Raw genomic sequence first — 26,078 nt, 5'->3', positions numbered from 1 at the left:
TAGAGCTATAAAAAAACATTTAACAGTTTTACTTCTATCTCCTGTTTAAATTTGTTATCATGACTAATGGTACGAAGAGAAACATTGGGATAACGACTGATGATATTTTGAACGTTATAAAGGCCAATCCCTCTATTTTCTCCTTTGCTACTAAAGCCCTTTTTAAAAATATTATTGGAATTCACTGAGAAATCTTTTATTGAGTTTTCTACGATAAAAACCTGTTTACCTTCTTGCTCAAGAAAGGCAAAAGAAACTACTGGATGACTAGTTTCAATAGCTGCTTCTATAGCGTTATCAGCCAGTATGGAAACAATGGTAACGAAATCAAGCAATTCAATTCCTCTAAGCTCAATTTCCTGCGGAACTTCTAATCCGGTCTCTATGTGCTTACTCTGAGCTTCGAGAAATTTTGCGGATAAGACACTTTTGAGAGCATCGTTATGGATATTAGACAAACGTCCCAAATCGTACTTAGATTGGTTGAGCGATTGACCAGAGTTCTTTAGGACTTGATTATAGATCTTTTCAATTGCTGGTAAATCCTTAGTATCAATTCCTAATTTTATACTCTTTAAAATATTGACATAATCATGACGAAAACTTCTTAACTCACTATAAAGCTCCTCAATGTGCTTACTGTAGTCGGACATGTTCCTCAATTGTAATTCTCTTTGCTCACTTAATTGCTGTTGAATTCGTTCCCGCAAATTCCGGTCTAAAATATTAACTGAACTTAGAAAGAGAATAATGTAAATAACTACTATCAGTTCACGATTATACAAGTTAGAAGACTGGTGATACTTTTCTAAATAAGTAAAATATTGAACAAATGTATAATAGAAAATCATGGAAATATTTAGAAAAAAAATTAATTTTATATCTTTTTTATTTAATTTATATTCCCTCAATCGTTTAAAATTATAGTGCAATAACTGAGGCAGGAATAAGGATAGTAAACTAGCTAAAATTGCTGAAATATATAGAATATATTTATCAGGATTTAACTGGGCCTGGGCATGGGAATGCATTATATTTTTTAAAAAAAAAGAAAAAAGACGGTGTAAAAGATTCCAAAGAACAACTGGAAAGAAACCATAAAATATAGCTAGAACTTTTGGTGTATATTTGTTTATTAGCAATGAAAAAATTAAAAAATATATAGGAATGGTTAAAAAATTAACATATGAAAAAATATTATTCTCAGTAACCAACCCTATTATTGCAAGTAAAATCCCTATAAAATTCAATCCTAAAGTTGCTAATATATATTTTTTCCAATCCATTTTAGCGCCACTGATATTCGAAAAAAGAATAAATAAAGCTAAAGACTGAAATATCAATGCTACAATTTGCAATCCTATGAACATAAATCCCTCTCCTACTTCTAGTATACTACTTCCCTTCTGCTTTTAAGGCTGCCCGCAATCCTTTCATCTTAAGTCGAGAAATATAGCAGCTAGCGCCATTGGGGAAATAAGCTATGTTTTCCAATTTATCTATTTGAACGATATTGGCTGGATTAACCACATAAGATCGGTGGCAACGATAGAAGCGCTTGTCCTGCTTGACAATCTCAGAAAGCTGTCCATAAAATTCAATGCGCTCTTTCTTCGTATAGAGGATAAGTCTATGTGGAACATCCGATGTTTCAAAAAAATAAATTTCATTAAAAGGAACTTGAATTTCAGATTTGGAATTTTCAAATAGAAAGGTTTCCTCAGCTTGGAAACTATCCTTTCTCTCGTATAGATAGGCTAGATCCTTTTCAACCTGCTTAATAAAGGCTTCTTCAGACTGCCCTTTATCAATAAAATCAAAAGCTGATACCTGATATCGAAAAGTCAAAGGCATAAACTCTGAGTGAGTTGTCACAAAAACAATCAAAGCATAGGGATCTAACTTACGAATTCGACCAGCTACTTCCAAGCCCTTCTGTGTCTCTTTTTTTATCTCAATATCCAAAAAGAAAATCTGGTGGCTTCCGCGTTCCCGAACAGCATCAAGTAACTTTTGGGGATTGCTGTAGATTTCTAAAAACTGACATTGCCAGCTGTTTTTTTTCAAAATATTCAGAATGGTTGACTCCATATAGAATTGTTGATTGATATCATCTTCTAACACAAAGATTTTCATCTTATTTTCCTCCTTCCTGAGACCAATGCTTAATAAGACTGGCAAAACTTCGTCTAGAGCAGACAAGTTCTCCTAAGCTAGATTGCTCAAAGAACAAGGTTTTATGCTCCCTGTCAAAACCCTTAACTTTAGCTAGATTAACAAGAGTTTGACGATTGCAACGAAACAGATCTTTAGGATAGCTTTCTGCTAGTTCAGTCAGAGAAGCCCTGAGATTGTAATTTCTTTTTCCGGTCACAATAAGGACAAAATGCGGCTTTTGAGGATGGGACTGGATATAGAAAATTGATGAGAGATCCAACTTCCGAAGAGTGCTGCCGTCTTTAATAACGATTGTAGCCATTTGTCTACCTCCTTTGCTCTAGCATACCACAAGCAAGATTCCAAAAAGATATAAAATCCTCAATGGTACCTGGAAAGTCTTAAACGGTAGACAGAAAAGATTCTGATGATAGGAATGGAGCACCAAAGGGTCCATCATTCCTTCTTTTATTTTATCACAAATAAAGGAAAAATTACATTAATATCATAAGTTTAAAAGAGGAAAAAAGACAGTCAAGAGACTGCTCTTCTTCTTATTACAATCGGCACAGCATCAAATAATCATCTTCCCTCTCTTCAACCGTTACAAAGCCCAGTCTTTGATAAAAGGCAACGGCGGGATTGTCTTTGGAAACGGATAGGGAGACACTTGGGTAGCCTTTGGCCTTGAGCAAGTCCAGCATGGCCGTCATCAACTGCTGCCCTAGACCCTGGCTTCTGAACTCAGGCAGGAATGAAATGGATAGAGAGGGAGTCTGGTCGTCATAATAGCCGTAATCTTTCATGATCCGAACCCAGACTACTCCGACCAGCCGGCCGTCCACTTCTGCTGCTAAAGCCCAATCATCGGGCTGTTGACCAAAATCCTTGATATACATCTCTAGTTCTGGCTCCTTCAAGATACTTCTGGGTAGCTGCTCTAGACCTTGAGGGATAAAAATAGCTTGGTAAAGAAATTCCTCTAAGAGCGGGATTTCTTCTGGTTTTAAGGGCCTAATCTCGGTCATGATTTCTCCTTCTAGATCAACTGTTCCTCACCTATGCCAGCCTCCTCTAATATTTTGGCAACTCGGTCAAACTGCAAGCGGAAATGCTCCAGCTTGTGGCCATCTGATCCCACTGAAAAGCGCTGGCCGCCCAGCTCCTTGACTAGAGAGAGAGCGTAGATATAAAGTTCCTCGTGACCATATAGATACATGGACTTGCAGTTGAGCTCAAAAGCCAGACCATGGTCAATCATCTTTTGAAAAAGCTGTCGCAGCTCTGGTTCAAAAGTTTTTAACTCCTCTACGGTAAGCGCAAATTTTCGGAAACCATAGTCAAAGTGAGCTAGTACATCTGCTGGCACAGCCTCGATAGCCTCTTCCAATTCTCTCAGGTAGCGGGGAATTAACTCAATCTTATCCAGCTGCAAGACTGGATCTTCCAGATAGTCAAAATTGCCATTGTGGTGGACAGACAGGAGCATGAGATCATAATCCTTGTCCGCTAGGAAAGCTAGGATATCGTCCTTACGCGGAGCGTAATAGCCAATTTCAATGCCCTTTTTGATGCGGTTGCCATATTGCTGGTTCAGCTCTGCTATTTTTGCTGAATAGGCCTCATAGTCAGGCACATCATCGTGGGGCCAGGCAGCTTCGTAAGGGTAGGGATTGGACAAATCATAGTGCTCAGTGGTGACAATCTCGCCCTCGTAATGGTCCAGATAGTCACAGAAATCCGCCTCAGAATCATAGGAAAAATAGGTATGAAGATGGTTGTCGCGCATGCTGGACCGCCTTTCTGCAAATCTTATATCCGTTTAGTATTGGTCAATTTCAGGTCGGTCATGAATCCGGCTCTGCTTGCCCTGACGGGCTTGGAGGACGGCCTCTACCTGATCCAGACTGACGCCAGTCTCGACGAGAGCGACCGCGAGATGGTAGAGCAGATCAGCTGTCTCATTGGCCATCTCGTCCTTGTCAGCATTTTTAGCCGCAATGACCACTTCAGTCGCTTCTTCACCGACTTTTTTGAGAATCTTGTCCAGCCCCTTGTCATAGAGATAGCTGGTATAGGAGCCTTCCTTAGGCTCTTTTTTGCGTTTGAGGGCTTCTTGATAGAGGTTTTCTAACATAGTATCTCCTTTTTGCTGTCCTTATTTTACTATAAAATACAATTCTTTCCAATGGCAGGCTGATGTCTTGATACTAACTTCTTAGTTTTATTCTTGCATTAACCAAGTACTAAAGTAAAGCAAGGGAGCTTTTAGTCAGTTTTGCCGTCTTGTTCATCCCAGATTGTATGGAAAAAGCAGGAACTAGCACCGGTATGACAGGCTGCTCCCAGCTGGTCTACCTCGATCAGCAGGGTATCTAGGTCGCAGTCAGCTGTGATTTTTTTGACAGTCTGGTAGTGGCCGCTGGTGGCTCCCTTATGCCAAAGCTCCTGACGTGACCGGCTCCAGTACCACATCTGACCGCTGGTGCGGGTCAGATGGTAGGCTTCTTCATTGAGATAGGCCAACATGAGAACTTCTTTGCTGGTGTGGTCTAGGATAATGGCAGGTATAAGACCGCCTTGCTTTTGAAAATCTAACTTTACTTCTGTCATTAGAGGCGCACCTCCAATCCAGCTTCCAGCATGGCTTTTTTGGTCTCTGTGATGGAGACCTGACCATAATGGAAAATCGAAGCTGCTAAAGCACCTGTCGCTGCAGTCTTTTCAAAAACTTCTAGGATATGCTGGCTACTGCCAGCACCACCAGAGGCGATAATAGGAACGGAAACCACTTGAGAGACAGCTTCCAGCATTGGCAAGTCAAAACCAGATTTGGTCCCATCCTTGTCCATACTGGTCAAAAGAATTTCCCCCGCTCCAAGACTGACAGCTTCTTGAACCCAGTCTAACAGATCACGACCGCTGTCCTTGCGGCCACCAGCCAGATAGACATGCCAGCTGCCATCCGCTTCTTTCTTAGCATCCACGGCCAGCACCACACATTGACTGCCGAATTTCTCAGCGCAGTCAGCTAAAAGCTGAGGATTTGCCAATGCTGAGGAATTAACCGCAACCTTATCCGCCCCAGCCTGCAGCATCCGCTTCATATCCTCAACCGTGCGAATGCCACCCCCGACGGTAAAGGGAATGAAAACCTGCTTCGCCACGCGCCGGACCATCTCGACCGTCGTGTCCCGCTCCTCATGGGTGGCGGTGATGTCCAGAAAGACCAACTCATCGCAGCCAGCTTCATAGTAAGCCTTGGCTGCATCAACTGGATCTCCCACATCAGTCAGATTGACAAAGTTGATGCCCTTGACCACCCGGCCGTCCTTGACATCCAGACAGGGAATGATTCGTTTTTTCAGCATGGCTAGCCCCTTTCTGCTTCCTTGATCTGATCCAGGCTAATTCGTCCACTGTAATAGGCCTTACCTACAATGGCTCCAGCCAAGCCCAGCTTTTTCAGCTCTTCCAAATCCTCTGCTGACTGAATGCCACCAGAGGCAATGACTTGAGCATCCTTGAGCTCTGCCAGCAATTTTTGATAATGCTGGATATTAGGGCCAGTCAGAGTCCCGTCTCGATCCACATCTGTATAGACGAAGAGGCGGATGCCGATTTTTTCCATGACCAACGCCAGGCTGATATAGTCCTGACTGCTGGTTTTCAGCCAGCCCTCAGTCGCAACTAGACCGTCTTTCGCATCAATGCCAATCACGATTTTGCTGCTTCCAAAGCGCTCCAGTGCAGCCTCAACAAATTCAGGATTTTTAACAGCCATAGAGCCAATAATGACACGGTCAATGCCAACCTCCAGGTAATCTTCAATCTGCTCCAGACTGCGGATACCACCCCCGACTTGGATAGCTAGACCAGTTTCCGCTTTAATCTGGGCAATCAAATCTCGATTGGCTGCCCGACCTTCTAAGGCTCCGTCCAAGTCAACCACATGAATCATAGTAACCCCGGCTTCTTTGAAAAGTCGAGCTTGCTCCAAAACATCGGGATTGACTACCGTCTTCTGACTAAAATCCCCTTTAAAAAGGCGGACGGCCTGGCCGTCTTTGATATCAATAGCGGGCAGTATTTTCATAGACATACTCCTTAAACTTCTCTAGGATACCGAGGCCAACAGCACCAGACTTTTCTGGGTGAAACTGGCAGCCAAAGACCGAGCCTCTATGAATCATGGCTGGGATAGGCAGCCCATAATCAGCCGTCACATCCAAGTACTCCTCCGGAACATCCGTATAGTAGCTATGGACAAAATAGACTGACTGGCCCTCAAGATCAGCTGTCAAAGCAGACTTCTGCTGTAACTCTAAGTCATTCCAGCCCATGTGAGGCACAGGCAGACCAGCCTGATCCGGAATCCGGCGGCAAACACCAGGAATCAAGCCCAGTCCAGAACTTTGACCATTCTCCAATCCAGACTCCAGCAGGAGCTGCATGCCTAAGCAAATGCCCAAGAGAGGCTTGCCATCAGCCACAGCCTGCTGGATAAAGAAGACCAGCCCTCGCCTTTCCAATTCCTGCATAGCCGCAGGAAAAGCACCGACACCTGGTAAAATCAAACCATCAGCATCCAAAATTTCCTGCGGATCAGCTGACAGGCGCGCTGCTACTCCTACCTGAGCCAAAGCACGGAGAACATTGGCAGTATTTCCCGCGTCATAATCAATAACAATCATCATTGTGTATCAACTCCTTTCACTCAGAAGGACAAGCTAGAGCAAGCCCTTGGTGGAGTTGACTCCATGAATCTCTGGATTTATCGTAATAGCCTCCCGCAGAGCTCGGCCAGTCGCTTTAAAGAGGCTTTCCGCCTTGTGGTGGCTGTTCTTGCCATGAAGGATTTTCAGGTGCAAATTCATCTGCAGATTAAAGGCTAGGGCTTGGAAAAATTCCTCTACCAGCTCGGTGTCAAAATTCCCAAGCTTGGGATTATCAAAATCCGCCTCAAAGACCAGATAAGAGCGACCGGATAAGTCCAGACTAGCCATGCCTAGGGTTTCGTCCATGGGCACAAAGCTAGTGCCGTAGCGGTTGATACCTGCCTTGTCTCCCAAAGCCTGACGAAGAGCCTGCCCCAGCACGATGCCCACATCCTCAACCGTATGGTGGCTGTCCACCCATAGGTCGCCTTCAGCCTTAACCGTCAGAGAAATCCGACTGTGGCGGGCAAAAAGGGTCAGCATATGGTCAAAGAATCCGACACCGGTCTCGATGGCTACCGGCTCCTGTTGGTCGAGATTGACTGCCAGTTCAATATCGGTCTCCTGTGTTTTACGCTTGATTTCAGCTTGTCTCATGGCAACTCCTTTTATTTTTCCTGTCTGCGGGCTTCGATGGCCTTAGCATGTCCCTGCAGGCCTTCTGCATAGGCCAGACTGGTAATATCCTTGTCAGCCGCCCCTACAGCAGCGCGGCTGTACTGGGTGTACTGGATGCGCTTGATGAAGTCATAGACACCTAGAGCTGATGAAAAACGGCTAGTGCTGGTTGTCGGCAAAACGTGATTAGCTCCCGCATAGTAGTCACCGATCGGCTCACTGGTATAGTGTCCCAGAAAGACAGAGCCAGCATTTTCAACCTGATCTAGATAGCTGTAAGCATCATCCATGGCAATTTCCAAATGCTCAGGTGCCACCTGATTCATAAGCTCAAACATGGCTTCCTTAGAAGGCGCAAGGATAATGCGGCCGTTGTTCTCAATCGAAGCACGCGCGATTTCCTCTCGCGGCAGCTCTTTGAGCTGTCTGTCCAGCTCTGCTTCGACTTGATCCGCCAGCTCCTCTGAGTCGGTCACCAGAATAGCCCGAGCCAGCTTGTCGTGCTCAGCTTGAGATAGGAGGTCAGCTGCCACATAGACTGGACTGGCTGAACGATCCGCAATGACTCCAATCTCCGAAGGTCCGGCAATCATGTCAATTCCCACGACACCATAAACCATCTTCTTTGCCGTAGCCACAAAGATATTGCCCGGCCCAGTTATCTTATCCACCTTGGGAATGCTCTCAGTACCGTAGGCTAAAGCTGCTACACCTTGGGCTCCGCCAATTTGGAAAATCCTATCCACGCCAGCCAGCTTGGCTGCCACCAAAATCGCTGGCGTAAAATGCTCTTGGGGCGGTGTAATCATGATGATTTCTTTGACACCAGCAATCTTGGCTGGAATAACATTCATGAGAACGGAGGAAGGATAGGCTGCGGTGCCGCCGGGTACATAGGTGCCGACCCGCTCAATCGGCCGAATCAACTGACCACGAACAACGCCCTCACTGGGACTATCCTCAAAACCAGTCTCCAACTGCTGGCGGTGGTAGGATTCGATATTGGCTTGGGCATTTTTCAGGGCGGCCAAGACCTCTGGATCAATCTCCTCAAAGGCCTGGTCAATCAGCTCCTGCCCAATCTCAAAATCTGTCACCTCAACCTTATCAAAGAGCATGGTATAGTCTCTTAAAGCTTGGTCACCGTCTTGTTTGACCGTTTCTATAATCTCAGCCACCGCTTCTTCCACATCTAAGTTTTGCTGGCTGAGCTGCAGCTGCTCTTCGTATAAAATCTGTGAAATTTCTTCGTTACTTCCGCTTAAACGTTTGATAATTGTCATTTAAAAGCCACCTCTCTTCTTCCTACTAGAGATTCAATCTTTGCCACAAAAGGCATGATATCTGGGTTATTTTTCAGGGAAGCCTGATTGGCAATGAGCCGGGCTGACACCCGACAAATGTCTTCAAAAACCAGCAGGCCGTTAGCTGACAAGGTATGCCCCGTCTCCACAATGTCGACAATGGCATCCGCCAAGCCCAGCACCGGTGAAATCTCCACGCTGCCTTGAATGGAGATAATTTCCACATCTTCCCCCTTTTGATTAAAATAATCAGTTGCCACAGTCGGGTACTTGGTCGCAATCCGCTTGCGCTTGTGATCATGAGGGTCATAGCTGGGTACCGAGGCCAGTGAGAATTTACAAAGGCCAAAGTTCAGATCCAGCAGCTCCAGATAGCCGGTCGGATGCTCAAAGAGAATATCCTTGCCGACAATGCCCAAATCGGCGACTCCATGGCGCACATAGGTCGTCACGTCAGGCCCTTTGACCAAAAGAAAGCGAAAGCGACTGTCTGGACTTTCAAAAATCAAGCTGCGCCCCTTGTTTGCCATGAAGGACATATCAAAGCCAGCCTGGGTCAGGAGCTTGACCGTATCTTCCTCAATCCGCCCCTTGGTCAGGGCAATGGTAATCTGACTCATCTGCTGTCACCTTCCTTTCCGCCCTCGTCAGGCAGGTCATCATGAATGGCCTGATAGACACTGTCAATGTCCAGGGACCAGCCGATAGCTGTCAGTTCTGCTGCCCCGAAGCGCTTGAAAAGCTGATCATAGCGACCACCAGATAGAAAGGCATCTGGTACTCGGTCGCCAAAGACCTTGAAGGTCAGGCCGGTATAGTAAGGCATGGCCGCCACCTGTCCCAAGTCCATAGTTGTCTGCTCCAGCAAGCCTGATAGACTCTGCAAAACTTGCTCCACATCATCTAAAGCCGTCAATATCCGCTCGTTATCAACTATCTCTCTAGCCCTAGCTAAAACCTGTTGGCTAGGTCCGAACAGATAAGGCAGCTCCTGTAAAAAATCATCAAACTCACTTGATCTGGTCTGGGTAAATTCAAAGAGTCCCGTCCTGTTTTTCTTGCGAATATAATCTAGCAGCTGGGCCTCCTCCTGCGAATCCAAAGCCAGACTCTCTAGAATTGTCTGCAGGATTGCTGCATGGGAAAACTCGAACTGATAAGACTTAACCTGCGCCAAATCCAGCGACTGCTTGGCTGTCTTGATAGCTTCAAGCACCGCCTCGCGAGCTGGATAGCCGATAATCTCAATACCAGCTTGGCTGAGCTCGTTGGCAAGACCACGCAGCTCTTCTTGATAGTGAAAGACCTTGCCCGAATAGGAAAACTTGGTCGGCGTATGAACCCTGGTCGAAGCAATAACCCGACCAATCTGGCTGGTCACATCTGGCCTCAGCACCAATAGCTCGCCTTTTTTATCGAAAAGATGATAATGATGAAGCTCCACATGGTCACTGAAGACCTCGAAGTGCTCCAAAGTCGGTGTGTCAATCCGATTGAAGCCCTGATCCATCAGGAAATCACTGATGTCCCGCTCAATCTCGTAAATCACACGCGCCCTTTTGAAAAGCTTGTCATGCATGCCAATCGGAAGGGTGATTTTATTCATAGGCCACTTTCCTTTCTTGCTCTATTCTTACACTGGCTGGCTTTGAGTCAAACTCTCAGCTGCTGCAAATTTCCTTGATAGCTGCCAGGACAGTCTCCATCTCCTCTCGCTGTCCGATAGAGATGCGTAAAAAGTCTTTGATTCGTTCTGCTTTTGGAAAATACCGCACATAAATCCGACGCTCCTCTAGCTGCTGGAAAAGCTCTGCTGCAGAAATTCTAGTAGGCTGGGCTAGGACAAAGTTGGTCTGACTATGCAGGACTTGGAAATCCAGCGCAGCCAATTGCCCGGCAAACCAATCTCGGGTCTCTTGAATGGCTCTACCGGTCTCCCGATAATAATCCCAATCCTCTACTGCCGCAAGGGCTAAGCGCTCTGCTAACATATCCACTGAGTAAGGATTAATGGAGTCCTTAACGGCTTTCATGACAGCTATTAAGTCTGGATGACCAATACCATAGCCTACCCGCAGACCAGCCAAGGCCGCATCCTTGGAAAAGGTCCGTGTGATAAAGAGGTTGGGATAGGTCTCTAGCAAAGACAGGGCAGATTGACCGCCAAAGTGAATATAGGCCTCATCCACTACCACAACCACATCCTGATTGGACGCCAAAATTTCCTCCAGCTGATCCAGCGGCAGATAAATCCCCGTCGGAGCATTAGGATTGGCTAGGATAATGCCGCCATTGTCTCCAAAATAGTCGGAGGGATGGACCTCAAAATCAGCTGTCAGAGGGATTTCTCGAAAAGGCACGTGGTAGAGGTCCGCCCAGACCTTGTAAAAACCATAGGTCAAATCCGGAAATAAGACCGACTCGCCGCTGTTAAAGAAGGCCAGGAAAGCCATGGACAAGATGTCGTCACTGCCGTTACCAATAATGAGCTGGTCAGACGATACACCCAAGTTTGCCGCCAAAGCCTGACAGAGCTCCGCCTGATCCAAACTGGAATACTTGCGCAACTCCTGGGCATCAAAGTTCTGCAGGGCCTCTGCCACCTTAGGACTCGGCCCATAAGCATTTTCATTGGTATTGAGCTTAATCATGTCTGGCTCATTGGGCTGCTGCCCCGCTACATAGGGATTGATCTGCCTGAGACCTTTTAGCTTAACCATCTTGCCACCTCTCTTTCACACACTAGCCATTATCTGACTCTGATTATCTTTTAGAACTTCTAATAAATGAAAGACGAAATTTACCGCTTTAGTAAAGGAAAATAGGGGAATCTTCTAGTTTAAATATAATAAAAAGCCCTCGCAAAAAAACTTTGCAAGGACGTTGACACGCGGTTCCACCTTTATTCAGCCCTCAGTCGCCTGAGGACCCTCTGGGAGTACGGGACTCCAGATTGATAACGGCAATCAGCCGTCGGACACTAGTCTCAGACTGCTGACTGATTTCGCATCCGCACTCAAGAATGTGTCGTCTAAGGATTGCATGCCGTCTCACCATTAGGCACTCTCTGTTTCTTGTCTTAGACTTTTTCTCTCATCGCTTTCAATTTATTGTTGATTATTCTACATGAATTTTTATTAAAAAGCAAGAGGAAAATTGAAAAAAATTAATTATTTTTTTCTTTCTAAATGAATTAACGTTCTTTCAGCATAGAGCTAGACAAATCCAACAGATTAATTGCTGTTTCAAAATGCTCCCCCATCAGGTCATAGACAGCATCTTCGCTTAAGACGCCGCAAGCTATATTTTCAGGGAAATCTGGTCCATTCGAGAATTCTAAATCATCAAAAAACTCCTGATCAGTATAGTAGTCCCTCAGCTGGATATAATCTGACTGGCAGCGCTCCAGCTCAGCTAAAGCTTCCTGGGCTCTTGCCAATACCTGAGAATATTTATTCAGGTGCTTTTCCATTTTTTGAATGCGTTCTAACTGTTCCACAGCTTTCCTTCCTTTCTGGACATGACAAACTAATCAATCCACCCTAACCACCTGCAGCTGCTCACCGCCTAGCAAAATCAAATATTTTTCAATCTGAGAAATACCATAAGAACGGCTGAGAGCTTGAGCATATAAGTCTAGCTGGCCATGGTAGAGAGCAATCAACTCAGATGAATCCTTATATTTATCCGTCTTGTAATCAAAGAGAATTATCCGATCCTCAAAAAGCAGGTAACCATCCAAAATCCCCCGCAAAACAAATTCCTGACCGCTAGCGCCATCCCTCTTGAGCATGGCAAATGGTGCTTCTCGACGCACTCTATCACTATTCTCAATCAAGAGACGTCCCAAATCCGTCTCGAAAAACGATGCAATCTTAGACAGCTGAATCTGCTTTTTGACCGCTTCATCGGCCTGAACCTGAGCCAAAGCAGAACGAAGTACAGCCATGCTGGGACGGCTATCCAAAGGAATCCGCTGCATGAGCTCATGAACGGCACTGCCGACTTGCGCCCCAGTCACTTTGGCTTTCTTGCCAAAATCAGGCAACTCAAAGCTATGCTGCGGCCGAAAAGCTGCTCGCTCATCCATAATATCCAGACCATCCGTATCCATGATTGGCTCATAAAACTTCTTAATCTGACTAGGTGTCCGCACACTAGGCAGCTCAATAGCAGATCGGTACTGGCTATTCAGCTGGTCCACGCTTTCTAAAATATCCAGAGCCCGACGGATGTCATCCGACTGACGATTATCTGCCAAATCATCCGCTGGAAAGAGCATAGGCTCATTAATCTGCCCTATCTCTTCAGCAGTTAGCTCCTCATCAGTGACAAAACGGGTCACGTAGGCAAGATTCTCATCGGAAAAAACAGCCTGAATGGCATAGAGCCATTCTTGGAAATTACTGAGCTGGCTGCGCAGACTGGCAGACAAACGCCCTTGTTGGCTCTTGCCCCACTGACGCTTATCCAAAACCTCTTGACTGCCCTTTCCGACCAGATAGAGCTTGGTTTCAGCCCGCGTCATGGCCACATAAAGCAAGCGCATCTGCTCAGACAGACTAGCCAACTGCAGCTCCGCTAGATTCTGCTGATAAGGCAGCGTATCCATGGAAATTCGCAGCTGATTCGGTGCATAGGGATCTTCCACAAACACCGATACATCCGCCACATACTTGATGCCAACTCCCTTGGTCCGGCTAAGGATAATAGCAGAGCTGCTATCCTGACGGTTGAAGGCCTTGTCCATATTAAGTAGAAAGACATACTTGAACTCCAGTCCCTTACTCTTATGAATGGTCATGAGGCGAACAGCGTCCTTAGGCGCCGCCACTGGCACACTGGCTAGATCATGCTGATTTTCCAAGATACGGTCTATCATCCCGATAAAGCGAGAGAGACCTTTAAAGCTAGACTTTTCATACTCATTAGCCCGCAAAGATAGGGCATAGAGATTGGCCTGTCTCTGGGCACCATTGGCCAGAGTTCCCACCATGTCATAGTAGAAACGGTCCTGGTAGATCTTCCAAATCAAATCATACAGGGAATGCGTCTTGGAGTAGGCCCGCCAGCTTTGTAGGGTCTCATGGAAATGCTGCAATTTTTTCTGCAGTTCCTGGGTGACTAAAGCAGGGTGCAAACCTCTACCTTCAAGGGCATTGAGCAATTTTTCATAGAGATTTTCCTGAGAACGCTCTTGACTGGCCTGCAGGGACAGCCGAGCCAGCTCGTCCTCACCAAAGTCAAACATAGGAGACTTAAGAAGGGCGGTCAAGGCATAGTCATTCAGCGGATTATTGATAGTCCGAAGGGTATCCAGCATGACTAAGACCTCAACCGACTGCAGATAGTTTGCTGAACCATCATCTGGTACCAGCGGAATCTGGTGCTGCTCAAAGGCAGCTAAAATCAAATCATTTCGGGTTCTGGATGCCGTCAGCAGCGTGATATCTTTAAAAGCCACTCCTTCTTCATTGTGCAGGCGAATGATTTCATTGATGACTAGGTCCACTTCCCCAGCTGATACTGCCTGTGGCAAGCCCTCATCAGCCTCCTCTTCCGGACTCTCCTTAGAGCCTTCATAGATTAAGAAAGAAGCGCGGTTAGCTGGATTAGGCTCACGTTTGGCTGGATTTCCCGCCACCAAATAGTGGGTTTCATTGTAGTCAATTTCCCCAACTTCTTCATCCATCAGGCGTTTAAAAACATCGTTGGTCGCTTCCAGCACCTCAAGATGACTGCGGAAATTTTCCTTAAGGACGATTAGCTTGCCCTGGCTGCTATCCTCTTGATAGGCCTTAAATTTATCGCTAAAAATCTGTGGGTCAGCTTGACGGAAACGGTAGATAGACTGCTTGATATCGCCCACCATAAAGCGATTTTGCCCTCTTGACAGCAAGTCCAGCATGCGCTCCTGCGTGTGGTTGGTATCCTGATACTCATCCACCATGACCTCGTGGTAGCGTTCCTGATAAAAGCGACGCACCTCTGGGAATGTCTCTAAAATCTCAATAGCAAAATGGCTGATGTCACCAAATTCAAAGGCATTTTCTGCTTTCTTACGCTCCAAGTAAGCCTGTGCAAAGTCCGCCACAAAGTCCCGCAGAAACTCAACCAGAGGCAGACACTCATCCTGATGCTGCTCAATAAAGTCCAGTTGATAAAGCTGCTGGTCAAAGCTTCGCAGCCGCTCAATCATAGGCTTCCTGGCCTCATTGTAGTCCTTGGCCATCTCTTTTTTGAGCTCATCTGCATTCTTGCCAACCCGAGCTGTAAAGGCCTGGCCATTGGACAGTTGGGAAAGTGCCACAATCTGTTTGAGAACCTGAGCTGTTTCTTCTATCGAGGACAGCTCATTCAAGCCTGATAAAAGGGTCAGAGCATTTTGGACATTTTCCTGATATTTAGCACCCGCAAATTCTCTTCCTTCATGCTCCAAATGGGCGGAAAAGAAAGCTTCCAGCTCCCAAAGGGCTGATTTGATTTGGTCAAATATCCTTTCTCTCTCTGCTGCAAAGTCACTGTGCTCATAACCATAGAGGAAGGTCTCCTCCAGCCAGCGCTGAGGACTGCTAGTTGACTGCAGAAAACTGTAAATCCGATAAACTTGCTCCCGAAAGCCTGATAAATCCTTGCGCTTACCAGTAAAGTTCTTTACCAAACGGCTAAACAAAGCCTGACGCTCGCTGTCATAGTAACGGTCAAATAGTTGGCTAAAGACTTCATTTTGCAGAATCAGCTGCTCACTGGCAGATTGGAGAATCCGAAAATTCGGTGCTAAACCAAGCAGGTAACCATAACGACTAAGCACTTTCTGGGTAAAGGCGTCCATGGTACCGATATCCGCATTGGGCAGGTCAGCTAATTGCTGGGCCAAATGTTGCTTGAGTTCAGGACTCTCGGCCTCCTTCAAGGCCTGCCCCAGTTCCTTCTCCAGCCTCTCTTTTAGCTCGCCTGCCGCCTTAACAGTGAAGGTCGAGATAAAGAGCTGGCTGACAGCAACACCTCTAAGAATCTGGTCTATAATCCGCTGGACCATGACAAAGGTCTTACCCGATCCGGCCGAAGCGGAGACCAGAATATTCTGGCCAGAGGAATAGATGGCCTCAATCTGCTCTGCCGTCTTTTTCTGCGGCTTGTCCGAAGCAGCTTCTTGGGCTTGCTTAAGAGCAATTTCTTCTGTAGTTAAAAAAGGAATTCTCTTCATTTTTCCATCTCCTCCCTCATCTTTTCTAGCCAGGCCTGGCGCAACTTCTCACCAGTCGGCCGCCTATCAAACTTGCTTGTATCAAGCTTTTCCAGCTGACGTGCCTGTCCTAGATGGAGATTGGCTTCAAAGCCCGTAATGGACTTAAACTGCTCTACATAAGGAGCAATGCTGCGCCCATTCTCTGTATAAGGATTGACCGCAAAATGGCCTGATAGAATGCCTTCTGCAGCTTTTTTATAAAGATAAGCATTGTAGGTCAGTAGCAAGTCCAAGTCTTCCTGACTCAGCAAGTTTGTCTTATTTTTTTCATAGAGCGGACCAAGCTCCTTGACAGCATCAGCCACAAAAAGTCCCTTGTACTGGAGTGGCTTCATAGACTGATTGACTGCATCCGCCAAGGTCTTGGTATCTTTAAGCGCCACAATCGGATCGGTCATCTGCAAATACATGGCGCCAAAAGTGCCCTTTTCCTCTTGATAGTCTGCCAACTCCTCAATCGCCGCCAGATAGGTCGGCAGCTGAGAATTCAGTCCGTTAAAGAACTTTTCAAAGCTGAACTTAATATCGCCGGACTTATAGTCCACCACTCCCAGACTCTCGGTCTTGGTCAAACGGTCAATCCGGTCCACCTTTCCGCTCACGGTCACTGCTCTGCCATTTTCCAAGGTCAGGAAAGGCTTAGAAGCAGAACCAAAGCCAGTCTCCTCACCAATGGTCTCAATCCCAGTTGGATGAGCCAGCACACGGCCAGTCGCCCGCGCCGTATCTAGCAAGAGCTGTCGGGCAAAACGGGTTTGGCCTGACTCACTGTAGATGCTCTCAAACTCAGCCTCTCGGCTAGTCTCTTCCATAGCCTGCGCTAAACGTCGGTCAAAATCAGCAGACGAATCATCCTGCAGGACCTTTTCAAAGATCCGATGGAGGAAAATCCCATGACTGCGAGCATCAGGATGAATGGTCCACTCTTCCTGCAGACGCAGAACATACTTGAGAAAATAAGCATACTGATGCCGGAAATATTCGTTGAGGGCAGACGCCGACAGTCGGAGAGGTTGCTCCTGAGGGTAGAGGGCTTGCAAAGTTTCCGACTGCAGAGGCTCCGTTTTCAGTTCCTTGCTGATGTGCGGAATGCTGATGCCTTCTGCAGCCAATTTCTTGCGCAGAACCCGAACAGCTACCGCCCAAAAAGTCTGCTCCTCTTCTGTCCACTCTCGATCAATCTCCTCTTGGTGGAGCTCGATGATTTGAGACAAGAGAGCTCGGTAGCTGCCGATGTCGTCACTGGAAGCTTGAGGCTTTTTGACAATGATGGGCAAGGAAAGCGGAGCTGCAGTCAATTCCAGCAGATAAGTCGACATACTGTCCTCTACTTCATTGACCAAGGCTGGTGCAGACAAAACCAGCTCTTTAGTAGAAGAATTAATCAACGAAAGCGCTGTATAGCGATTCTTCTTGAGATTCTCAGAGCTGGCAATCTGGAGTTCCGCCTGAGAATCCGTCGCATCATTGAGCCGAGCCCGATCTTCATCACTAAGAAGACTCTTGTTTTGCGCGATTTTAGGAAAACGCTCCTGTGTCAGTCCAATCGCGTAGACATAAGGTGCTGCTAAAGGCTCTATCAGGTCATAAGACTGGACCTTGACTACATCTACCGTCGCTGGCACTGTCCGATAGTTGGACAAAAGCATACCAGATAAGACCAAGGCTAGAAAATCATCCAGTTTGACCTTGCTATCTACAAAGACTTGAGCAAATTGCTCTAAGACATGGCTGAAAGCCTTCCAGACTTCCTCATGACGCTCCTGCTCCTGCTGACTTGCTCCCTGTAGCAGAGCTGTCAAATTGTCAGACAAACGAGCTGCTTGGACGAACTCCGTAAACTTAGCTAAGAGCCCTGACGCCGTCTGACTGCGGGATTTGAAAAAGTTTTGCAGTGGAGCCATGACCCGGCGACGAATGTGATTGAGACGCTCTAGGTCAAATTTCCCTTGGCTATTGGCCGTGAAATCCTTGGCTAGCTTGCCGGCTCCCTTGATGTCCGCAAAGCGCAGATATTGCTCAAAATGATCCAGCTCCTCCTGAGTCAAATCTCCGTAGAGAGCTGTCTTTAAGAGATTGAGCAGGTCTTCCAGTTGGAAATTATAGCGCTTGAGCCGCTCCAAGGACTCAACAAACTGGACCAGCGGATGCTGGGCCATCGACTCACTCCGCCCCAGATAGTAGGGAATCTGGTATTGGTCAAAAATAGTCTTGAGTTGAAGCTGGTAGGCTTCTACATCTCCCAAAAGCAGACGAATATCCTTATAGCGCACACCATCATGAACCCGCTGCCGGATGGACTTAGCCACATACTCCAACTCTTCTTTCTGGTTCATAGTAGCCCAAATTTGAAGCTGTGAGCGGTCTGTCTCACTAACTTCAACAGCCGGCTCTGAAAAGTCATAACGACTCTCCAAGACCTTGGAAATCCGTCCAAAGGCATCTTCTGCTTCTGCATGAGGGATATAGTCAGGCTTGACCTGATAATCCTCGGCCAGTTTTCTCAAAAAATCCACGCTGGCCTGATAGAGATTGCCCTCACGAAAGGCTGCTCGATAGGCTTTTTGGCTGGCATAGGTCCCGATAACAATCTCCACACCTTTTCGATGCAGAAGACCGACCAGGTATTCCTCTTCAGCAGAAAAACGAGTAAAACCATCGATGACCAGGGCTAAATTCTCCAATTCCTCATCTGTATCACCTGACAGAATATGCTGGGCAAAAGCAGCAATCTGAGAGGATGAATCAAAATCACCCTTATTCAGAGCAGCAGTCACCGCTGTAAAAATCTTGACCAGATCCTCCCGCTTCTCAGGCTCCTCAAGAAATTCCAAATCCGCAAAGGACATCTGAGCGGTCTGCAGTTCATGATAAAGGTCCATCAGCTGCTGGATAAACTGGGGATCCTTCTTAATCCGGCCATAGACCTTAAGATCTCCATCATCTAACTCTGTCAAGGTCCGATAAATCAGCATTCCCAGACCAATATCGTCCAAACTCTGCCCTTGCCGAACATCATTGAGGACAAAATACCGAGCCATCTGGGCAAAGCGCGTCACTGTAATGGCAAAAGAAGCCTTGTTCTTCAGGCACTCCAAAACCGCCCGCTCCTTCTCAAAAGAAAGCGAATTTGGCGCAATATAAAAGACTCGCTTACCGGTCGCCACCAAGCTCTCGGCCTCCGCCACCAAGACCTTGGTTAAGGAATGGCGAATATCTGTATAAAGTAATTTCATAGCCTGCCTTTTCCTCTAGAAAATATAGGAACATTATACCATTTTTGCCAATAATTCTCATGGAGAATAGTCCCAAAGCCCGATTAGAACTCAACGTCCAAATAGAGCTTTAATAACTAGCCTCTTCATGTCCATAAACAAATGAAAAAGCCACTGCTTCCAGTGACTTCCTAAGGCTCTTACTTCTTTCAAAGTAAGAACTCATTTAATCTTATGCTTATTCATCTTTTCTTCAAAAATCTCTGTCATAATCACGCGCAATTCTTCTCTTTCCTTGTCCGGAAGTTCGCCTTGCCGCTTAGCAACAGCGAATAGTTCAGGATATTGCTTAGCAACTCTCTCAACCGTCTTGGTCGTTGCATGCCCTCTCACGAAGAAAGGAATCCTCTTAATCCACTCTTGGGGCACAAGTGCTAAAATCTTTTTAGCAGTTTCCTTATCGGAAATTTCTGCAGTGCTGAGCCCTTGATTGATCTGCTCCTGTTCCTTTTCTGTAAAATCATTTAATTCCATACCCTAAATCTCCCAGTTCTATTTTCTTAATGCTAACTAAAGCACACTACTTACCCTCTACCCACTTATCATTGTCCATGATAAAGGGCTTGGCCAAACCTTCCCCTGTGTAGTCCTTATATTTGGTCTGCAAGTATTTGTAGACATCTTCCTTGGTCGCAAATTTGATTGCCTGATAAGGCTCTTCAAATGTCAGCTTTTCGATAAATAAGTAGCCATCTTTATCTGGAACCAAGACACCGACATGACCTACAAAGAGAGAATCACCGTCAAGATTGTCATGAACAATGACAGAGAGCATTCGAGCCTTTTCATTAAACTTGAACTGTTTGAAGTATTCCTCCATCTTCTTAGCGTGGACTTTTACATCTTGAGTCGCTTCAGTCTTGACTCTTGAAAACAGAATATTAAATTCTTCCTTATCCTTGGCATCAAAGAGCTTGCCCTTGTCAATCGAATCATTATCTATGAACAAGAGTTCGTCATCTTTTTCTATTTGAGGGATGTCGATGCTATTTTTCAGCAAAGTGTAAGTATTAATCCGACAATTTGTCCCGATAAAATCGCCCTTCTTGGCCTGCCACAAAGGATTGATTTTTTCTACGTCATATTCGGTTTTGGTAAACTTAGTGAAATCGCCCCTTAATCCAGTAGAGCCGACAAGGCCATTGTAGTCATTGACTAGATTGAGAAAGTTATCGACACTGTCTTTATCCAAGTTGGCAGCCAACAAATTCTTGACTTCTTCGACGCTCTTTTTACTGTTTAGATTTGAATAAGTCGATGTAGTTTGACTTGTTTGATTATTTTTCTGGGAACTATTGCATGCTGCCAGTCCAAAAGCCAAAGCCAGGCAGGCGCAGGACATGATTATTTTGCTGTATTTCTTCATTCTTATTTCTCTCCACTATTTGTATTCAATTGACTATTTTGCTTTACATTTTTTTGATGAGCCTTCAACTTTTTCATGGCCCAGTCATAATGACTGGAGGTAGCACTTACAAAATAGGAACCTAGTACAGTCCCTCCAACCCATTTATAGACATTTTTTGAAAATAATTCTTCATTTGTAAATGTGTCTGCCAAGTGCAAAACATCTTGATGGGACTGATGAAAGATCTCAGTTGCCTCTTTTAGAGAAGTATTCTGATGTTTCTTCCAAAATTCCAGATTCAGCTCTCCATAAGTCTTCCAGTTATAGGGCGCAGGAAGAAAGGACTGCTCTTGCCCCTTTTGATTGGAATGCACCCAATTCAACAAGAGCTGATGCCATTCATAGAGGTGAATCAAAACATCTCTTAGATTTTTATCTCGTCTCCAATGGGCCTCTTTCTTCTTTTCATCCCGAGAAAAATCAAAGGGCGTATTTAGCTCTTGATCAGACAATTTGGAAATGAGAGTTTGTAACTTCTCAAAGTTTTCCTTAGCAGCTAGCATCAAATCTTCTTTAGTTTTCGGTCTAGGCATAAGATTGCACTCCTTTGCATAGTTAAGGCTTAATCGTTATCATTACGAAACGAATGTTCAGAAACCCATTTTGAGTAGCTTTTTAAATTTTGCTCAGACAGTGATGCAACCTCTATTCTTACACACATTTCAACTGCTTCCTCAAGCGTAACAGCAAAATGATAACCGTTTAATCGTAAAAATTTTACTAAAACATAAAAAGCCGTTTGTTTATTAGCACTAGCAAAAACATGTTTTTTTATCAATTGAACAAATAAAATTGTTGCCTTATCAAAAATCGATGGATAAAGAGGTTTCCCAAAAACAAATTGTTCAGGTAAGTTCACAATCATATTTAGTGCTGATGGACTAATCGTCTTGATTTGTTCTTTTGGAGAATAGCGCTGAATAACTAAAGTATTAATCTTTGCAATTTGCTTTTCTGTTAAATAGACTGTCATTTTTCCACCAAAGCTTTAAAAATATCATCGTATTCATCAAAAATATTATCTAAATCCAATTCAAAAGATTCGTCAGAAATATAAGTAACCTGATTTTCAGTTTTTTCTGGAGTAAAGACAATTTCGCCACTCGGTAACAATTTAGAATCGTAATGCACGCCACTCGGAATATTAAATTCACTTGGAATCGTTATTGTTATAGAATTCCCTTGTTTTCTAGTTTTTACTGCCATCTTGCTTCCTCCTTAGGGATATTATAACAGATAATTACAGTAATTACAAAATAGAATAATCTTTCGACTTCTCTTATCTTATTTAGAATACATCATAGGATTAAGATATTCGCTAAACACATCTCAAATGCAAGACTCATCACAGTAAACTACAAACCCCTTTGGTAAGATGACAAGTTGCTGGTCATCAGTTTGGCAATGACTCACCAAATCAGCTGAATCTCTGTCTAATAGATAATTCTCTTTGGACTGATTAAAAACAGCTCGGATTACTTGATGATTGTGTTCCCACTCTAAAGCCAGCACATCAGGAGCGATTTCTTCTAGGGTAAATTTCCCATGCTGAATAATGTCCGCAGTTTCCTTGCGAAGCTGAATCAAGTTCTTCATAAAATTAAACATATCATTGTCATTGGAAACCTGGTCCCAAGGCATGACCCGTCTACAATCCGGGTCCATACCTCCGCCCAATTCTAGCTCAGTCCCATAATAAATACAAGGCGTCCCCCTTTGTAAAAAAAGAAAGGCGAGTGCGGATTTGACAAGCTGGATATCACCCTTGGCAGTCGCCAAAATCCGCTCTGTATCATGCGAATCCAAGAGATTGAACATGACCTCAGAAATCTGCTGCTTGTAGTACATGGACTGGCAGTTAATCTCAGATATGAATTGACTGATCTTCTTGCTCCTGCTCAAAAAGTAGTACTTGATACTATCGGATAGAGGATAGTTCATGACCGCGTGAAACTCATCTCCATTTAACCAAGGCTGAGAGGTATGCCAAACTTCTCCAAGAATATAAAGGTCAGGCTTTTTGGCCAAAACTGCCTTCCGAAAATCACGCCAAAATTGGTGATCGACCTCATTGGCCACGTCCAGCCGCCAAGCATCAATATCAAAATGTTCAATCCAATAGGTCGCAACGCTTAAGAGATAGTCTTTCACCTCAGGATTTGCCGTATTTAACTTAGGCATATAGCTGGCAAAGGCAAAGGTATGATAAGGCAGTTCTTTGGGATTCACAAGTTTGTCATTCGTCACTGGGAACTCCTGAATGTGGAACCAGTCTTGGTAAGCTGAATTTTCACCATGCTTGAGAACATCCTGCCATTGAGTGGATTGATCGCCAATATGATTGAAAACTGCATCCAGCATGACCTTCATGCCACGCAGATGAGCTTGCTCCACCAGTTGACGGAAAGTCTCCTTGTCCCCAAAGTGTTGATCAATTTCAAAGTAATCTGTCGTATTGTACTTGTGATTACTTGGAGATTCAAAGATAGGGCAAAGATAAAGTCCTGTAATCCCTAAGCCTTGCAAATAATCCAGATGGTCAATAATCCCCTGTAAATCTCCACCAAAGAAATCCGTAGTTTTAGGCGTGATAGACGAATCCCAATCTAGAGCTCCTTCTGGTGTAAGTTCAGCATTTCCATTAGCAAATCGTTCTGGAAAAATCTGATACCAGACCGTTTTTGAAACCCATTCAGGAATCTGGCAACCATCAATCTCATGAATATAAGGAAGTTTAAAACCATTGCCCTCCAAAGTAAGGTTTTCTGGACTATTGTCAGTGAAACCTTTATCTCCATACAAGATGCTTTGACCTTCTTTATCCTCAAGCTCAAAAAGATACTGGAGCCTAGCAAAGCGCACAGAGACAGCTACTTGCCAATAATCAAATAAGGCATCAGAGGTCACCTTGACCATCTCTTTCACATCTTCATAAGAATCCTCAAGAAAAATAAAGGGATCGCCATAGTGCAAAACGATTTTCTCTACATCATCTTTCTTAGTCCTAATTCTGATATGCACTTGACCTTCTTTATAAAGGTAGGCATACTCCGACTCCGGTCTATGATAAATGGCTGTTAATTCCATACTTTTCATCTCCTAGATTTCTCTTTTAACTTTAAAGCAAACGTTTTCATAACGTGACTCTAGTATACTATTTTAAAAAAATGATTGCAAGCTATTGTTCAATTTTAGGAATAGGAGATATATCAGGGAATATTAAAAAGAGACCAGTCTATTACATTGCTTAACTAAATCTAAATCCTTTAATTTTAAGATCAATTCAATAATTTCATACGCATCGTTTGAAATCTCTACATAACGATTTAAGCTTTTCCTACCAATTATGTAAGAAGCAGTTCCTTCTTTTTTGTAAACAAAGTCTGAGAAAAATTTAATTTCTGTTTTTGAACTCTTCAAAATATAAAACCTCAACCTGTCCTGACCAATCCAATATGTACTCTACAAAGTCAACAATATCTAATACTGGCATTTTATATGTGTCTCCATTATTAACACTAGCAGTTGGATCTTCAATATATGTAACTTTATACCCTCTATCTATAGCAACTACTGCAATAAACAGACAACAATACTCAGCATTAAAGCCAGTAATAATTACTTCGTCTACCTGATGTTTTGTTAAAATATTGTTTAGATCTTGACTTTGAAAAACTTTAGGGGAAGCCTTGATAATAATGTAATCAGATAATTCTGGTATTGTATCTCCCTTTGTATCAATTTAAAGAACAATTAATCTTTTATTACTGATACGGAACCATTTGAGCTAATTGCTCGACAACAATCTGTATAAACTTCGATAAAATCATATCCTCCATGTATAGCTATGCTTTTGGCTTTATCTAGTCCGTTAGGTAATGTCTCTCCTCGTTTATAATGCTCAATGATTTCTCCGACTAAGTCGAGGGTATGAGCTTCATAAGGTGCTCCTAAATAACATTTTGCCACAAAACCTAGGAGAATTCCATTAATATCCACATCTGGGAATTCCGACTTAATTGTATTAATGATTTCATTTACTTCCTTTTGATTATGAACATGTCCTCCTGCATCTAGTTGATGAATAGCATACATATATTCTTTAGACCTTGATTTTCTTAGAAGCCTATCTAAACTCAATTTATCTATCTGTGGTTGTTTTAAGTTAGAAGTCATAATATGGCTTACTTGTGTTTGTTTTTGGGATTGAGATGGATTTAACATTGGTTTAGGCATCTATTTTTCTCCTTATTGTGTTATAAATTATATTTTGCAATTTAAAATTCCTTTTAATAGTACTCTAAAAAATAATCTTTATTTTAGGGAATTATAAAAATAGACACGAAACTGAGACTACAGTTACCGTGTCCAAATAATGAACTTATTAAACAAGCACCTTTCTTGTTTTAGGTCCACTTTGTTTATGAACAAGTCCCTCTCCACCGATTGGTTTCCCAGATGCAGGAACAGCTCTTTCTTTCCCCCAATCTCTAATAGACTCAATTTTTTCTGGGCTAGTTTGAGAGAGTGGGACTACATTATTGAAAGCAGTCATGATATTCTCTTCATTGAGAATAAAATTATTATTAGCGATAGCTCGGTAAGCTAAATCTCTAACTGTCGATTCTAAATCCGCACCAGTGAAACCATCACTTATTTGAATGATATTATCAGCAAAATCTCCTTCAAATTCTAGACTTAAGTATTTTTTAAAATACAAAGCAAGTATTTCTTTGCGCTCATCTGTGGTAGGTAAATCAACAAAGAATAGCTCATCAAATCTTCCTCGGCGGAGAAGTTCTGATGGGAGCATAGATACATCATTAGCTGTTGCAACTACAAAAACTTGTTTTTTGCATTCTTGCATCCAGAATAAGAATTGACCAACCATACGAGTAGATACACCGCCATCATTAGCCCCACCAGTAGCCCCTGATAGTCCTTTCTCTATTTCATCAATCCATAAAATACACGGAGATACATTCTCAGCAGTAGTTAGAGCATCTTTGAGTTGTTGTTCAGACTGACCTACATAACTTCCCTGAACCGTTGCGAAATCTAAACGATATAATGGAAGTTTCCAGTTAGCAGAAATTGATTTAGCAGATAAAGATTTTCCACATCCAGGAACACCTACTAGGAGTATTCCTCTAGGGGGGTGCAAACCTTTCTCACGTAACATATCTTTCTTTTCGGGAGTCAGCAGTTCTTTCTTTTCATTAAGCCACTTCCTTAATCCCTCAAGTCCTCCGACATCCTTTACAGAGTCATCCACAACAATTTTTTCTAGACCGGAGATATCAGAGAATAGGCGATCTTTTGCAAATCTTATCTCATCTAAATCAGATT

General features: G+C 44.0%; 27 protein-coding genes. All 27 read right to left on the bottom strand.

From position 1 onward, the window contains the following. Window positions 1-5 precede the first annotated feature (5 nt). Entirely contained in the window at window positions 6-1,370 is a 1,365-nt protein-coding gene (locus RYK49_RS02360; RefSeq protein WP_142999165.1) for a sensor histidine kinase, read from the bottom strand. A gap of 25 nt (window positions 1,371-1,395) precedes the next feature. Beyond that, window positions 1,396-2,136: a LytTR family DNA-binding domain-containing protein gene (locus tag RYK49_RS02355; protein WP_125336990.1), complete on the bottom strand. Its 741-nt coding sequence runs from the start codon at window positions 2,134-2,136 to the stop codon at window positions 1,396-1,398. 1 nt (window position 2,137) lies between these two features. After that, window positions 2,138-2,479 (bottom strand): LytTR family DNA-binding domain-containing protein, encoded by a 342-nt coding sequence (locus tag RYK49_RS02350; protein ID WP_125336986.1) that lies wholly within the window; start codon window positions 2,477-2,479, stop codon window positions 2,138-2,140. 235 nt (window positions 2,480-2,714) lie between these two features. After that, window positions 2,715-3,185, bottom strand: coding sequence for a GNAT family N-acetyltransferase (locus tag RYK49_RS02345; protein WP_125336983.1), 471 nt, complete (start codon window positions 3,183-3,185; stop codon window positions 2,715-2,717). An 11-nt stretch (window positions 3,186-3,196) separates the two neighbouring features. Next, window positions 3,197-3,946 carry a PHP domain-containing protein gene (locus RYK49_RS02340; RefSeq protein ID WP_268682263.1) on the bottom strand — a complete coding sequence of 250 codons (750 nt, stop codon included), beginning with the start codon at window positions 3,944-3,946 and terminating at the stop codon, window positions 3,197-3,199. 33 nt (window positions 3,947-3,979) lie between these two features. After that, window positions 3,980-4,294 (bottom strand): phosphoribosyl-ATP diphosphatase, encoded by a 315-nt coding sequence (gene hisE / locus RYK49_RS02335; RefSeq protein WP_314864738.1) that lies wholly within the window; start codon window positions 4,292-4,294, stop codon window positions 3,980-3,982. A gap of 131 nt (window positions 4,295-4,425) precedes the next feature. Further along, complete coding sequence (gene hisI / locus RYK49_RS02330; protein WP_314864736.1) at window positions 4,426-4,770, bottom strand: phosphoribosyl-AMP cyclohydrolase; 345 nt, start codon at window positions 4,768-4,770, stop codon at window positions 4,426-4,428. Further along, window positions 4,770-5,528: an imidazole glycerol phosphate synthase subunit HisF gene (gene hisF, locus RYK49_RS02325; protein WP_314864734.1), complete on the bottom strand. Its 759-nt coding sequence runs from the start codon at window positions 5,526-5,528 to the stop codon at window positions 4,770-4,772. Before hisF ends, hisI begins: the two co-directional genes overlap by 1 nt. 2 nt (window positions 5,529-5,530) lie before the next feature. Beyond that, window positions 5,531-6,253 carry a 1-(5-phosphoribosyl)-5-[(5-phosphoribosylamino)methylideneamino]imidazole-4-carboxamide isomerase gene (gene hisA / locus RYK49_RS02320; RefSeq protein WP_314864732.1) on the bottom strand — a complete coding sequence of 241 codons (723 nt, stop codon included), beginning with the start codon at window positions 6,251-6,253 and terminating at the stop codon, window positions 5,531-5,533. After that, entirely contained in the window at window positions 6,231-6,854 is a 624-nt protein-coding gene (gene hisH / locus RYK49_RS02315) for an imidazole glycerol phosphate synthase subunit HisH (RefSeq protein ID WP_314864730.1), read from the bottom strand. The genes hisA and hisH overlap by 23 nt, the downstream gene beginning before the upstream one ends. A gap of 33 nt (window positions 6,855-6,887) precedes the next feature. Then, entirely contained in the window at window positions 6,888-7,472 is a 585-nt protein-coding gene (hisB, locus tag RYK49_RS02310; protein ID WP_002912765.1) for an imidazoleglycerol-phosphate dehydratase HisB, read from the bottom strand. An 11-nt stretch (window positions 7,473-7,483) separates the two neighbouring features. Beyond that, entirely contained in the window at window positions 7,484-8,776 is a 1,293-nt protein-coding gene (hisD, locus tag RYK49_RS02305) for a histidinol dehydrogenase (RefSeq protein ID WP_314831093.1), read from the bottom strand. After that, complete coding sequence (gene hisG, locus RYK49_RS02300) at window positions 8,773-9,417, bottom strand: ATP phosphoribosyltransferase (RefSeq protein ID WP_314831094.1); 645 nt, start codon at window positions 9,415-9,417, stop codon at window positions 8,773-8,775. The genes hisD and hisG overlap by 4 nt, the downstream gene beginning before the upstream one ends. Next, window positions 9,414-10,403, bottom strand: a complete 990-nt coding sequence (locus tag RYK49_RS02295; protein ID WP_314831095.1) for an ATP phosphoribosyltransferase regulatory subunit — start codon at window positions 10,401-10,403, stop codon at window positions 9,414-9,416. The genes hisG and RYK49_RS02295 overlap by 4 nt, the downstream gene beginning before the upstream one ends. 55 nt (window positions 10,404-10,458) lie before the next feature. Then, on the bottom strand, window positions 10,459-11,517 hold the full coding sequence (gene hisC, locus RYK49_RS02290) for a histidinol-phosphate transaminase (RefSeq protein ID WP_314831096.1): 1,059 nt from the start codon (window positions 11,515-11,517) through the stop codon (window positions 10,459-10,461). Window positions 11,518-11,990: 473 nt separating this feature from the next. Further along, window positions 11,991-12,296: a DUF4298 domain-containing protein gene (locus tag RYK49_RS02285; protein WP_061595127.1), complete on the bottom strand. Its 306-nt coding sequence runs from the start codon at window positions 12,294-12,296 to the stop codon at window positions 11,991-11,993. A gap of 33 nt (window positions 12,297-12,329) precedes the next feature. Continuing rightward, a complete protein-coding gene (gene addA, locus RYK49_RS02280; RefSeq protein ID WP_314831097.1) occupies window positions 12,330-16,004 on the bottom strand; it encodes a helicase-exonuclease AddAB subunit AddA in 3,675 nt (1,224 codons plus the stop codon). Continuing rightward, the gene (gene rexB / locus RYK49_RS02275; protein WP_314831098.1) at window positions 16,001-19,282 is read right to left on the bottom strand and encodes an ATP-dependent nuclease subunit B; all 3,282 of its coding nucleotides are present in this window, start codon (window positions 19,280-19,282) and stop codon (window positions 16,001-16,003) included. Before rexB ends, addA begins: the two co-directional genes overlap by 4 nt. 201 nt (window positions 19,283-19,483) lie before the next feature. Beyond that, window positions 19,484-19,795, bottom strand: coding sequence for a hypothetical protein (locus tag RYK49_RS02270; RefSeq protein ID WP_314831099.1), 312 nt, complete (start codon window positions 19,793-19,795; stop codon window positions 19,484-19,486). A 46-nt stretch (window positions 19,796-19,841) separates the two neighbouring features. Continuing rightward, on the bottom strand, window positions 19,842-20,687 hold the full coding sequence (locus tag RYK49_RS02265) for a DUF4300 family protein (protein ID WP_314831100.1): 846 nt from the start codon (window positions 20,685-20,687) through the stop codon (window positions 19,842-19,844). Between the two features lie 2 nt (window positions 20,688-20,689). Continuing rightward, on the bottom strand, window positions 20,690-21,262 hold the full coding sequence (locus RYK49_RS02260; protein ID WP_314831101.1) for a ClbS/DfsB family four-helix bundle protein: 573 nt from the start codon (window positions 21,260-21,262) through the stop codon (window positions 20,690-20,692). A 29-nt stretch (window positions 21,263-21,291) separates the two neighbouring features. After that, window positions 21,292-21,702 (bottom strand): type II toxin-antitoxin system death-on-curing family toxin, encoded by a 411-nt coding sequence (locus RYK49_RS02255; RefSeq protein WP_314831102.1) that lies wholly within the window; start codon window positions 21,700-21,702, stop codon window positions 21,292-21,294. Then, complete coding sequence (locus RYK49_RS02250; protein ID WP_314831103.1) at window positions 21,699-21,935, bottom strand: AbrB family transcriptional regulator; 237 nt, start codon at window positions 21,933-21,935, stop codon at window positions 21,699-21,701. Before RYK49_RS02250 ends, RYK49_RS02255 begins: the two co-directional genes overlap by 4 nt. Window positions 21,936-22,058: 123 nt before the next feature. Further along, window positions 22,059-23,816 (bottom strand): glycoside hydrolase family 13 protein, encoded by a 1,758-nt coding sequence (locus RYK49_RS02245; protein ID WP_314864729.1) that lies wholly within the window; start codon window positions 23,814-23,816, stop codon window positions 22,059-22,061. Window positions 23,817-24,123: 307 nt separating this feature from the next. Further along, window positions 24,124-24,450: an isochorismatase family protein gene (locus RYK49_RS02240; protein WP_314864836.1), complete on the bottom strand. Its 327-nt coding sequence runs from the start codon at window positions 24,448-24,450 to the stop codon at window positions 24,124-24,126. 32 nt (window positions 24,451-24,482) lie between these two features. Next, window positions 24,483-24,965: a hypothetical protein gene (locus RYK49_RS02235; RefSeq protein ID WP_314831105.1), complete on the bottom strand. Its 483-nt coding sequence runs from the start codon at window positions 24,963-24,965 to the stop codon at window positions 24,483-24,485. 148 nt (window positions 24,966-25,113) lie between these two features. Then, the coding region (locus RYK49_RS02230; RefSeq protein WP_314864727.1) for an AAA family ATPase at window positions 25,114-26,078 on the bottom strand (965 nt) is incomplete at its 5' end.

The organism is uncultured Streptococcus sp., from assembly GCF_963525625.1.
GTDB lineage: Bacteria > Bacillota > Bacilli > Lactobacillales > Streptococcaceae > Streptococcus.
The sequence above is the reverse complement of the archived record's forward strand: the minus strand, read 5'-3'. Positions and strand labels throughout refer to the sequence as shown.

Coding starts and splice junctions, on each gene's coding strand:
- hisD (WP_314831093.1), bottom strand. CDS start 8,776: ATGACAATTATCAAACGTTTAAGCGGAAGTAACGAAGAAATTTCACAG.
- RYK49_RS02355 (WP_125336990.1), bottom strand. CDS start 2,136: ATGAAAATCTTTGTGTTAGAAGATGATATCAATCAACAATTCTATATG.
- RYK49_RS02265 (WP_314831100.1), bottom strand. CDS start 20,687: ATGAAGAAATACAGCAAAATAATCATGTCCTGCGCCTGCCTGGCTTTG.
- RYK49_RS02255 (WP_314831102.1), bottom strand. CDS start 21,702: ATGACAGTCTATTTAACAGAAAAGCAAATTGCAAAGATTAATACTTTA.
- hisA (WP_314864732.1), bottom strand. CDS start 6,253: ATGAAAATACTGCCCGCTATTGATATCAAAGACGGCCAGGCCGTCCGC.
- hisE (WP_314864738.1), bottom strand. CDS start 4,294: ATGTTAGAAAACCTCTATCAAGAAGCCCTCAAACGCAAAAAAGAGCCT.
- RYK49_RS02360 (WP_142999165.1), bottom strand. CDS start 1,370: ATGTTCATAGGATTGCAAATTGTAGCATTGATATTTCAGTCTTTAGCT.
- RYK49_RS02235 (WP_314831105.1), bottom strand. CDS start 24,965: ATGCCTAAACCAATGTTAAATCCATCTCAATCCCAAAAACAAACACAA.
- RYK49_RS02245 (WP_314864729.1), bottom strand. CDS start 23,816: ATGGAATTAACAGCCATTTATCATAGACCGGAGTCGGAGTATGCCTAC.
- RYK49_RS02260 (WP_314831101.1), bottom strand. CDS start 21,262: ATGCCTAGACCGAAAACTAAAGAAGATTTGATGCTAGCTGCTAAGGAA.
- hisF (WP_314864734.1), bottom strand. CDS start 5,528: ATGCTGAAAAAACGAATCATTCCCTGTCTGGATGTCAAGGACGGCCGG.
- rexB (WP_314831098.1), bottom strand. CDS start 19,282: ATGAAATTACTTTATACAGATATTCGCCATTCCTTAACCAAGGTCTTG.
- hisH (WP_314864730.1), bottom strand. CDS start 6,854: ATGATGATTGTTATTGATTATGACGCGGGAAATACTGCCAATGTTCTC.
- RYK49_RS02340 (WP_268682263.1), bottom strand. CDS start 3,946: ATGCGCGACAACCATCTTCATACCTATTTTTCCTATGATTCTGAGGCG.
- RYK49_RS02270 (WP_314831099.1), bottom strand. CDS start 19,795: ATGGAATTAAATGATTTTACAGAAAAGGAACAGGAGCAGATCAATCAA.
- addA (WP_314831097.1), bottom strand. CDS start 16,004: ATGAAGAGAATTCCTTTTTTAACTACAGAAGAAATTGCTCTTAAGCAA.
- RYK49_RS02295 (WP_314831095.1), bottom strand. CDS start 10,403: ATGAATAAAATCACCCTTCCGATTGGCATGCATGACAAGCTTTTCAAA.
- hisG (WP_314831094.1), bottom strand. CDS start 9,417: ATGAGTCAGATTACCATTGCCCTGACCAAGGGGCGGATTGAGGAAGAT.
- RYK49_RS02345 (WP_125336983.1), bottom strand. CDS start 3,185: ATGACCGAGATTAGGCCCTTAAAACCAGAAGAAATCCCGCTCTTAGAG.
- hisB (WP_002912765.1), bottom strand. CDS start 7,472: ATGAGACAAGCTGAAATCAAGCGTAAAACACAGGAGACCGATATTGAA.
- RYK49_RS02250 (WP_314831103.1), bottom strand. CDS start 21,935: ATGGCAGTAAAAACTAGAAAACAAGGGAATTCTATAACAATAACGATT.
- hisI (WP_314864736.1), bottom strand. CDS start 4,770: ATGACAGAAGTAAAGTTAGATTTTCAAAAGCAAGGCGGTCTTATACCT.
- hisC (WP_314831096.1), bottom strand. CDS start 11,517: ATGGTTAAGCTAAAAGGTCTCAGGCAGATCAATCCCTATGTAGCGGGG.
- RYK49_RS02350 (WP_125336986.1), bottom strand. CDS start 2,479: ATGGCTACAATCGTTATTAAAGACGGCAGCACTCTTCGGAAGTTGGAT.